The following is a 9370-nucleotide window of genomic DNA, read 5'->3' as shown; positions in this document are numbered from 1 at the left end:
CCTCCTGGTGCGTCTCGGCCCCGGCGCCCGCGTCCTGTCCGTCTACGCCCCCGCCGAGGCGGCCGGCGCCGGCACCTGGTTCGAACTGCCGCAGTTGCCCCGCCCCCTGGACGCACCCGAACGGCTCTGCCTGCTCGGCACCCCCTTCCCCGGCGGCGGCGCCGAACTGCGCGCCGGGGAGCTCCACCTGACCCCGCCGGGCGGCGGCGACCCCCTGCCCACCGGGGACCTGGCCGTGCTCCGCCCGGACGGGCTGCTGGAGTTCGCGGGACGCCTGCGCGACCGGATCACCCTCGCCGACGGCAGCCCCCTCGACCCGCATCCGGCCGAATCCGCGCTCCGCACCCACCCCGGCGTCGGCGCGGCCGTCCTGGCCCCGGTCGGCAGCCGCGGCAACACCCGGCTCGTCGCCTACGTCGCCCCGCCCCCCGACGCACCCGGCCCGGACGGCGACGGCGCCCGCCCGGACGTCGAGGGGCTCCGCGAGCGCCTCGCCGGCCGGGTGCCCTCCGCCGCGAGCCCGGCCCGTCTGGTGCACCTGCGCACCCTGCCCCGCACCCGGGCGGGCCAGGAGGACCGGGCGGCGGTCCCGCTGCCCGTGGCGCCGGGGGCCCGGCCCGCGAGCGGCGGCAAGTACGGGGCGGCGGCGGGCGGAGAGGTGCCCGGCTGGTTCGGCTTCGGCTGCGCGGCCGTGCCGCTGGCCCTGGTCACCCTGTTCGCCACCGACCTGATCTGGCCCGGCTCCACCGACCTCACCGGGGTACCCGGACCGTGGTCGTTCCTCTTCTTCGTCCTCTACCTCTTCGAGTGCGCGGCCTTCGCCGCGGGCCTGCTGTTCCTGTTCACGGGCCGCCGCAGGATGGTGCGCCCGGGACCCGGCCGGCGCCCGGCGGCCGCCGCCCACCTCGCCGCGGCCTACCTGCTGCTGGCCTGGTGGCCGCAGGACAACCTCTACCGGCTCGCCGCCAAGCACGACTGGCCGCGCCAGGCCGCCCTCGTCTACACCTTCAACGTCCCGCTGATGATCGCCGGGCTGATCGTGGCCGTCCACCTCACCCGCCGCCCCGCCGCCCCGCCCGCCGACTCCGACGGCTGACCCCGCTACCGGGCGCCGAAGACCCCGCCCAGCGCCCGGGCCCGCTCCCGGACCAGCGCCTCGGCCGCGTCCAGCACCCGGAGGCTGTGCGCGGCCACCAGCACGCCCAGCCACGGCGCCGGGTCGAACGCCCCCGACGGGATCGCCGGCACGAACACGGCGCCCAGGGCGGCGCAGTCCCGCGCCAGACCGCCGCACACCTCCTCCAGCTGGGCCTCCGGCAGCCGGGCACCCAGCTCCACCCGGTCCGCGATCCGAACGAGGTGCCCCGCGCCCCGCAGCGCGTCGAGCCCGGCGGCCACCATGAACGCCACCGACGGGCCGGTGAGCCGCAGGTTCGCCTCGGTCGGCGCGAGCCGCCCCGCCGCGTCCACGACGAAGTCCACGTCGAACCAGCCCCGGTGGCCGGCCGCGGCCAGCTCCCGGCCCACCGCCGCCCCGAACTCCAGCAGCGGCCCCTCCAGACGGGCGGGCACCACCCCGGGCCCCACCGTGGCACCGCGGTAACCGCCGTCGGCCACGTCCATCAGCGCCGCCCCGACCCGGTGCGGGCGGCCCGCACCGTCCACGAACCCGTCGTAGGTCAGGTCCCGCGGCGCGTCCGCGTCCGCGCTCCCGTCCGCCGGGCCGTGCACGTACTCCTCCACCAGCAGCGGGCCGCGCGGCAGCCGCCCCCGCAGCGCCCGGGCCCCGCCGGCCGCCCGGAGCAGCCCGGGCGTCACCAGGGTGGTGCCCGAACCCCCGACACCGTGCTCCGATTTGAGAACGGTGCTCTCGCCCGCCCGGGCCCGCGCCACCGCCCGCCGGACCGCCGCCCCGCGCGATCCGGCCCGCCACTGCGCGGGCAGGGTCACCCCCGGATGGCCCCCGCCCGCCAGGATCCGGGCGAACAGGGCGTGGGCCGCGGACTTCGACTCGTACCGCAGCGCCTCCGGCCGCCACGGCACACCGGCCAGCCGGGCGTAAGGCTCCGTCAGCCCCCACGGCACGAGCGGCAGCCCGCACCCCCGCACCCGCCCGGCCAGCGCCGGCCGGGCCAGCACCGCCTCCGACAGGTCCGGGCCCCGCCCGGCCAGCCCGTCGTACACCTCCACCCCCGGCTCCCAGCCCAGCGCCCGCCCGACCATGCCGGCCCACCAGCGGGGCACCGGCCCCGGCAGGACCAGCGCGGCCGGACGGGGGCTGTAGAAGGCCGCCAGGCAGGAGTAGTCCTGCGCCGCCCGCCGCACGCGCCCCAGGGAGGTGTCGGCGAACTGGGCGTTGAACTCGCCCACGTTGCCCACGTGCACCGCCGGGCCCCCGCCCGTCCAGGCCCGCGCCCACCCGGCGAGCGGGGCGGGCGCCACCGAGAACCGGACCAGCCCCGGCGGTGAGCCCGCCGCCGGGACGGCGCCCATCGCCCGGTAGAACCCCGCCGCATGGGGGTCGGCGTCGATCAGCAGCCGCCGCAAGCCCAGTCCGGCCGCCCGCCGCACGGCGTCCCGGTACAGCAGCCGCCCCACCCCCCGGCCGATGGCGGACGGCTCCACGAACAGCAGCCCCAGCCGCGCCGCCCGGGACCCCTCGCCCCCTTCGAGGTCCTCCAGGGAGGCGACGCCCAGCAGTTCCCCGCGCCCGTTCTCGGCCACCACGATCCGCCGGAGCGCGAGCTCCTCCTCCCCGATCCGCAGCTCCGGCGCGCACGCCGCGAGGAACTCGGCGCCGTACCCCCAGTGCGCCTTCGACCGCCCGACCAGCGCGGTCAGCGCCGCCGCCTCCCCGGGCCGCGCGGGCCTGGCCTTTGCCATCTCCTGACCTCCCCATGGTCCGGGGCTGGGCCGTGCGATAGATTCGGCCTCCCCTCGGCACGTCCTTGGCCTATCCTCGTCCACCCCGCGTCAGACAGGCTTCTCCATGAGCGACATCGTCAACGGACTTGGCCGTACGACCGCCTACGGCGCCGTCGGACTGGTCCTGCTGGTCCTCGGCATCGTGCTGGTGGACGTGCTGACCCCCGGGAAGCTTCCCAAGCAGATCTGGGAGGAGCGCAACCGCAACGCGGCCCTGCTGCTCAGCTCCGCGCTCCTCGGGATCGGCGGCATCGTCTTCACCTCGATCTGGACGACGTACGAGGACTTCGGCAAGGGCCTGCTGTCCACGGCGGCCTTCGGCCTGCTCGGACTGGTCCTGATGGCCGTGGCCTTCCTGGTGCTGGACCTGGTGACCCCGGGCAAGCTCGGCGCCATCGTGGTCGACCCCGAGCCGCACCCGGCCGTCTGGGTCACCGCCTGCTGCAACCTCGCGGTCGCCGCGATCGTGGCCGCCTCCATCGCCTGACCCCCGGCGGTGACCGCCGCGTCCACCAGACGAGAGAGCGCCGCTCCCCACCGGGAGCGGCGCTCTCTTCACGTACGGGTGCTCCGCAACGGCCCCCCGAGCCCCGCCCCCTACGCCAGCCCCAGCGCGAACACCCCGAACCCCGCCGCCAGCACCCCGGCCAGGGCCCCCCGGGCCGCCGACCCCCGCCGCCCGGGCTCGGGCGCCACCTCGAACCGCCGTGCGTACCGCGCGATCCCCACCAGCAGCACCGCGAACACCGGCAGCCACAGCAGCCGCGCCACGATCCACGCGGGCCCGTCGGGCGCCGTCGTCAGCCCGGCCACGGCCCCACCGGAGAAGGAGGCCGGCACGGCCGCCGCCAGCATCGCCGTCTGGTGCCAGCACAGGACCGTCATCGCCGACAGGTTGACCACCACCACCGGCGCCCACAGCGCCGGCCGGGCCAGCAGCCGCGCCAGCCGGTCCCGCAGCAGGATCGCCGCCCCCGACTGCGCCGAGGCAAGCGCCAGGACCAGCAGCGACGGCGGATGCGAGTTGGTCCGCGCCGCACCCGGCACACCCACCATCGAAGCCGGGTAGTGGAACACCGCCAGCAGCACCGCGAACAGGACCGCCCCGCCCGCCAGCAGCAGCCACGCCCCGCGCCGGCCGATCCGCCGCTCACCCCACGAGACGCCCAGCTGAAAGGCGAACAGCCAGCCCGGCAGCACGTTCAGCAGGGACAGCCACGAGGGCACCGAGCCGGCGAACGGCCCGTACCGCAGGAAGTCCACCACCGCCACCGACACCAGCAGCGGGGCCGCCGCCCACCCGCCCAGCCGGGCCGCCGCCCGGACGCAGTACGGGGTCAGCGCCGTCACCACCGCGTACACCCCGACGAACCACAGCGGCTGGACCACCAGGGTCGCCCCCGTCCGCAGCGTGGCCTCCGGAACCCCGGCCGCGTACAGCACCGGCGCGGCCAGCGCCCACACGGCCGTCACCCCCAGCACCGGCCGCCCCAGCCGCACCATCCGCCCCTTCAGCCAGGCCCCGGTCGAGCCCGTCCGGCGGCGGAAGGAGAGCACCGAGGCATAGCCGCCGACCAGGAAGAAGATGCCGAGCATCTGGAGCACCCAGCTCGCCGGGGCGAGGGCGCCGACGGCCGACAGCGGACTGGCGTTGTGCAGCCCGCCCCCCGTGTCCCGGGTGAAACCGCCCAGCAACCAGTGCCCGGTCGGCACCGCCAGCAGGGCCAGCGCCCGCAGCCCGTCGACCGCCCGGTCCCGGTGCGCCGGCGTCTCCCGGTCGATCCGCCCGGCGGCCCGCCGCAGCGCGGCCGGCGCGCTCATCGGCCCTCTCCCCGCGCGGTCGCGGCCGGCGCGGCCGTGCCCGTCGTCCTCCCGAAGCGGCGCATGACCTGTCCCCTCTCTCTCCTCGTGACGGAGAGGAAGGTAGGAAGCAGGTACCCGGCCGCACGTCCGACCGGGGAGCCAACCCGGAGGTCGTACCCCGGTAGGGGGTGGAGGAGGAGGCGCTACCCCGCGTCGCCGGGACGGACCAGCCCCGCCTCGTACGCGAAGATCACCGCCTGCGCCCGGTCGCGCAGGTCCAGCTTGCCCAGCACCCGCCCGATGTGGGTCTTGACCGTCTGTTCCGCCAGTACCAGGTGCGCGGCGATCTCCTGGTTCGACAGCCCCCGCGCGATCAGCTCCAGCACCTCGGTCTCGCGCGGGGTCAGACCGTTCAGCCGCAGCGCCGGATCCTTGCGCGGAGCCGGCCGCTGCCGGACGAAGTCCGCGATCAGCCGGCGCGTCACCGACGGGGCCAGCAGCGCCTCGCCCGAGGCCACCACGCGGACCGCCGCGATCAGGTCGGCGGGCGGGGCGTCCTTCAGCAGGAACCCGGACGCGCCCGCGCGCAGCGCCTCGTACACGTAGTCGTCGATGTCGAAGGTGGTCAGCATCAGCACCTTCGGACGGTGCGTCACCCCCGGCGGCGGCTCCAGGACCTCCCGGGCCGCCGAGAGCCCGTCCAGCTCCGGCATCCGTACGTCCATCAGCACCACGTCCGGGTGCGCGCTCCGCGCGAGCCGCACCCCCTCCCGCCCGTCGGCGGCCTCGCCCACCACGTCGATGTCGGCCTGCGCCGACAGCAGCGCGGCGAACCCCGCCCGCACCATGGCCTGGTCGTCGACGATGATCACTCGGATGGTCAACTGGAGTCCTCGGTCCGGGAGGTCAGCGGCAGCCGGGCGGCGACCCGGAAACCGCCCTCGGGCAGCGGGCCCGTGTCCAGGGTCCCGCCGGTCAACCGTACGCGCTCGCGCATCCCCACCAGCCCGTGCCCCGTACCCGGACCCCCGCCCTCCAGCGCCACCACCGGCTCCGGCGCGGGGCCGTTGACCACCAGCACGAGCACCTCGCCGGGCCCGTCGCCGTCCCCGCCGGAGTGCGTCACCGACACCCGTACCCGCGCGCCCGGCGCGTGCCGCACCACGTTCGCCAGCGCCTCCTGGACGATCCGGTACGCCGACAGGTCCACCGCCGGGTCCGCCCGCGCCGCCCGCGCCACGCCCGAGGCCAGGGACAGCTCCACCGGCTGCCCCGCCCGCACGGTCGCCTCCACCAGCTGCTGGATCCGTCCCACCCCGGGCTGCGGCGCCCGCTCCCCGCCGCCCGCGGCAGCGCCCCCGCCCTCGGCCCCGTCCCCGCGCAGCACCGTCAGCAGCCGCCGCATCTCGCCCAGCGACTCGCGGGCGCTCGCCGCGATCGCCGCGAACTCCTCACGCACCGGCTCCTCCATCCCCGGCAGCCGGTACGGCGCGGAGTCGGCCTGCACCGTGATCACCGACATGTGGTGGGCGACCACGTCGTGCAACTCCCGCGCGATGCGGGCCCGTTCCTCCAGCAGGGTGCGCCGTGCCCGCTCGGCCCCGCTGATGCTCTCCTGCTCCGCGATCCGCTGCCGGGCGTCGCCCAGCCCGCGCAGCGCGCCGGTCAGCGCCAGCACGACGCCGCCCAGCACGAACAGCAGGGCCGCCGTGTTCGTCACCCCGTCCGGCGCGGCGAAGCCCAGCACCACCCCGGCCGCCCCCGTCGCCAGCCACACCCCGACCAGCGTCCGGACCGGCTCCCGCAGCCCGAGGCAGACCATCAGCACCAGGTACCCGACGATCTCCATCGGCGGCCACGGCCACGGGCGCCCCACCACCCCGCCGGCGGAGCCCAGCAGCACCGCCCCGGCGACGTCGGCGGCCAGCACCGCCGCCCAGGCCGGCACCGGCCGGGTCACCGCCAGCAGCAGCGGCACCGTCTGCGCCACCCCCAGCGCCCCCGCCCAACCGCCGCCCAGCCGGTAGTCGTTGGTCAGCACCGCGATGGTCACGGGGAGCAGCACCACCACGAAGACGCCGGCGACGGCGAAGGGCAGCAGCCGCTGCCAGCGGCTCGGCGCCCGCGCCAGCAACGGCTCGCCCGGCCCGGCGGGGGTGCGCAGCGCGACGGCCAGCCGGGCGAACCGGCCGGCGCCCGCGCCCTGCTCCCCGCTCCCGCCCGGCGCCGCCGGGGACCTGCGGGCACGGCCGGGGACGCGCGGTGTGAACCTCATGATCCGCCAGCCTATGCGCAGGGGCGTCCGGAAGGGGCGACGGCGGGGGCGGATAGGCTGCACGGCGTCGGACAACGTCGTCCGGCGCGACCGGGGGAGCCGTGGACATGGGCGGGGCAGCCGCACTCGAGAAACTGGTGCCGGTCCTGCTGGCCTTCGGCGGCGGGGTCCTGCTCGCCCGCCGCAAGACCGTCCCGGCGGAGGCCTCCAAGGCCTTCTCCGACTACGCCTTCCTCTTCGCCGTCCCCTGCTACCTCTTCGGCAACATCTACGCGGCGGACCTGGGCGCCCTCTTCGACTGGCGGGCCATCGGCGGCTACGCGGCCGCCGCCGCGCTCGCCGTGCTCCTCGTGGTCCTCGGCGCCTCCGCCTACGGCGTGCGGGAGCCGCGGGCGGTGGCACTGCGCGTGATGGCCGGGGTGCAGGTCAACACCGCCTACTTCGCCGTCCCGGTCTTCATCACCTTCTTCGGCACGGCCGCCCCGATCTTCCCGGTGCTGCTGTTCCAGGTGTGCGTGCTCTCCCTCGTGGTGATCGCCCTGATGGAACTGGGCCGCGCGGACGGCGGCGGACCCGCGACCCGGATCTCCCGGGCCCTGGCCGCCTCCCTGGCCACCCCGCTCGTCCTGGCCTGCAACGCGGGCATCCTGCTCAACCTGCTGTCGGTGCACGTCCCCAAGGTGCTCCTCGACGGTGCCTCGTTCGTCGGGGACAGCGCCTCCCCGGTGGCCCTGTTCGCCCTCGGCCTGCACCTCGGCGGCGCTGGCCTGGACGTCCGGGGCACCACCCGGGAGGAGGCCGCCCTGATCGGCTTCAAGTGCCTGGCCTTCCCGCTGCTGGCCTGGGCGGTGTGCGCGGGCCTCTTCGGGGTGCGGGGCCCCTGGCTGGCCTACCTCGTGCTGATCGCGGCGATGCCGACCCCGCAGAACCTGTTCATCTTCGCCCAGCGCTACGACATCGGCGTCGACCTCTCCGCCTCCGTCGTGATCAAGAGCTCGGTGGTCTCCCTCCTGCTCCTGCCCCTCTGGCTCCAGACGGTCGCCTCGTAGGGGTGCCGGCGGCTCGTTCCCCCCGGCGGCCCCGCTCGTTGAGCCGGGTATGGAGCTGCTGCCGATGATCGCGGCGCCGGGGGTCGGCGAACGGGCCGACGCCGCGGCCGATGCCGCCTGCCACCTCTACGACGCCGTCGCTCCCTGGAGCGCCGGCGGGCCGGGCGGGTGGAGCCGGACCGCCGCCGAGGACGCCGCCGAGACGATCGAGACCACCGCGCACGCCCTCGCGCACATCCACCCGCGCGCCGAGGTCATCCTGGCGCCCGTGCACGCGGCCCTGGCCGACCTGCGCCGTCAGCTCGAACTGCCCCCGGCGGACCCGCTGAGCGCCGAGGGGGTCCCGGCGACCCCCCGGACCGTCGGCAACCCGCGCCGGACCCGCTGGGTGCGGGTGCTCACTCCGCCCGCACCCCGGCGACCGCCGACTGGTACAGCTTCCTGATCTCCGCGCCGAAGTAGGCGCTGTACGAGGTGTCGGCCGTGGGCCCGCCGGTCTCCCAGCCGCCGATCACGCCCACCACGTCCCCGGTCGCGGTGTCCTCGTCGAAGCGGGTGATGAACGGGCCGCCGCTGGTCCCGCCCGGGTAGCCGGTGCAGTCGATCCGCAGGAACGATCCCGGGCTCCCGGGGTCGGTGCTGGTGAACTTGGTCGTCTTGTTGACGCAGGCGCGCTGGCGCGGCGACGGGGCGGGGTGGCCGATGAGCAGGACCTTGGGGTGGTTGAAGGTGGCCCCGGTGACCAGCCGGTTCGCGCCGACCACGTCCTCGACCTCCTCGCCTTCGGCGTCCGGGCCGACCTGGGCGAAGGCCACGTCGAGGGTGGCGGCCTTCGCGGCGCCCTCGGTGCGGTAGCGGGAGGCGATCCACACCTTCGACTTGCCCGCCGCGTCCCGCAGGACCGGGAACATGCCGTACGGCCGCGGGTTGGCGCGCGTGTACTGCGGTACGAAGGCCACCTGGCGGGTGTCGCTGCCGAGCAGGCAGTGCGCCGCGCTGATCACCATGTTCCGCCCGGGGGAGGAGACCACGCTGGCCGTGCAGAAGTAGGCGCCGGACCCCTGCATGACGAACATCCGGCCGACGACCGGAATGCCGTCGAAGTCCTGCCCCACCCCCGGCGCGGCGGACGGGACCACCGGCGCGGGCAGCGGCGTGGGGGCCGTGGTGGGCGCCGGGACGGCGGGCACCGGGGCGGCGGGCACCGGGGCGGGCAGGGTGCTCGCCGCCGGCACGGGCACCGGGACCGCCGACGCGGCCGCGGCGGAGGCCGCGGGGGCGGCGGGGGCGGCGGGCTCCGCGGGAGCGGCGGGGGCGG

Annotated in this window: 8 protein-coding genes and 1 pseudogene; 4 read left to right on the top strand and 5 right to left on the bottom strand. The window is 76.7% G+C overall.

Going from position 1 to position 9370, the window contains the following annotated elements:
• Positions 1–1096: pseudogene (locus tag ACFVXK_RS33995) on the top strand (hypothetical protein); the annotation flags it as partial.
• A gap of 5 nt (positions 1097–1101) precedes the next feature.
• Here the strand turns inward: ACFVXK_RS33995 and ACFVXK_RS33990 are convergent.
• Positions 1102–2883 carry a GNAT family N-acetyltransferase gene (locus tag ACFVXK_RS33990; RefSeq protein WP_389619676.1) on the bottom strand — a complete coding sequence of 594 codons (1782 nt, stop codon included), beginning with the start codon at positions 2881–2883 and terminating at the stop codon, positions 1102–1104.
• Positions 2884–2989: 106 nt separating this feature from the next.
• On the opposite strand from ACFVXK_RS33990, the gene ACFVXK_RS33985 reads away from it, so the two are divergent.
• Entirely contained in the window at positions 2990–3412 is a 423-nt protein-coding gene (locus ACFVXK_RS33985; protein WP_358893286.1) for a DUF350 domain-containing protein, read from the top strand.
• A 110-nt stretch (positions 3413–3522) separates the two neighbouring features.
• Here the strand turns inward: ACFVXK_RS33985 and ACFVXK_RS33980 are convergent, their stop codons facing one another.
• The 3 genes from ACFVXK_RS33980 to ACFVXK_RS33970 form a co-directional block, all read right to left on the bottom strand.
• Positions 3523–4746 (bottom strand): acyltransferase, encoded by a 1224-nt coding sequence (locus ACFVXK_RS33980; RefSeq protein ID WP_389619673.1) that lies wholly within the window; start codon positions 4744–4746, stop codon positions 3523–3525.
• 185 nt (positions 4747–4931) lie between these two features.
• The gene (locus ACFVXK_RS33975) at positions 4932–5612 is read right to left on the bottom strand and encodes a response regulator (protein WP_389619670.1); all 681 of its coding nucleotides are present in this window, start codon (positions 5610–5612) and stop codon (positions 4932–4934) included.
• Positions 5609–7003, bottom strand: coding sequence for a sensor histidine kinase (locus ACFVXK_RS33970; protein ID WP_389619667.1), 1395 nt, complete (start codon positions 7001–7003; stop codon positions 5609–5611). The genes ACFVXK_RS33975 and ACFVXK_RS33970 overlap by 4 nt, the downstream gene beginning before the upstream one ends.
• Before the next feature lie 107 nt (positions 7004–7110).
• Between ACFVXK_RS33970 and ACFVXK_RS33965 the strand changes: the two genes are divergently transcribed.
• Both ACFVXK_RS33965 and ACFVXK_RS33960 read left to right on the top strand, forming a co-directional pair.
• Complete coding sequence (locus tag ACFVXK_RS33965) at positions 7111–8052, top strand: AEC family transporter (protein WP_389619664.1); 942 nt, start codon at positions 7111–7113, stop codon at positions 8050–8052.
• 49 nt (positions 8053–8101) lie between these two features.
• Positions 8102–8497, top strand: coding sequence for a hypothetical protein (locus tag ACFVXK_RS33960; RefSeq protein WP_389619660.1), 396 nt, complete (start codon positions 8102–8104; stop codon positions 8495–8497).
• On the opposite strand, the gene ACFVXK_RS33955 is transcribed toward ACFVXK_RS33960, so the two are convergent.
• Positions 8451–9370 (bottom strand): trypsin-like peptidase domain-containing protein (locus ACFVXK_RS33955; protein ID WP_389619657.1); only part of this gene is annotated, 920 nt, incomplete at its 5' end. The genes ACFVXK_RS33960 and ACFVXK_RS33955 overlap by 47 nt on opposite strands.

The organism is Streptomyces sp. NPDC058157 (assembly GCF_042884105.1).
In the GTDB taxonomy this organism is placed as follows: Bacteria; Actinomycetota; Actinomycetes; order Streptomycetales; family Streptomycetaceae; genus Streptomyces.
This window is presented reverse-complemented; position numbering and strand designations above follow the sequence as displayed.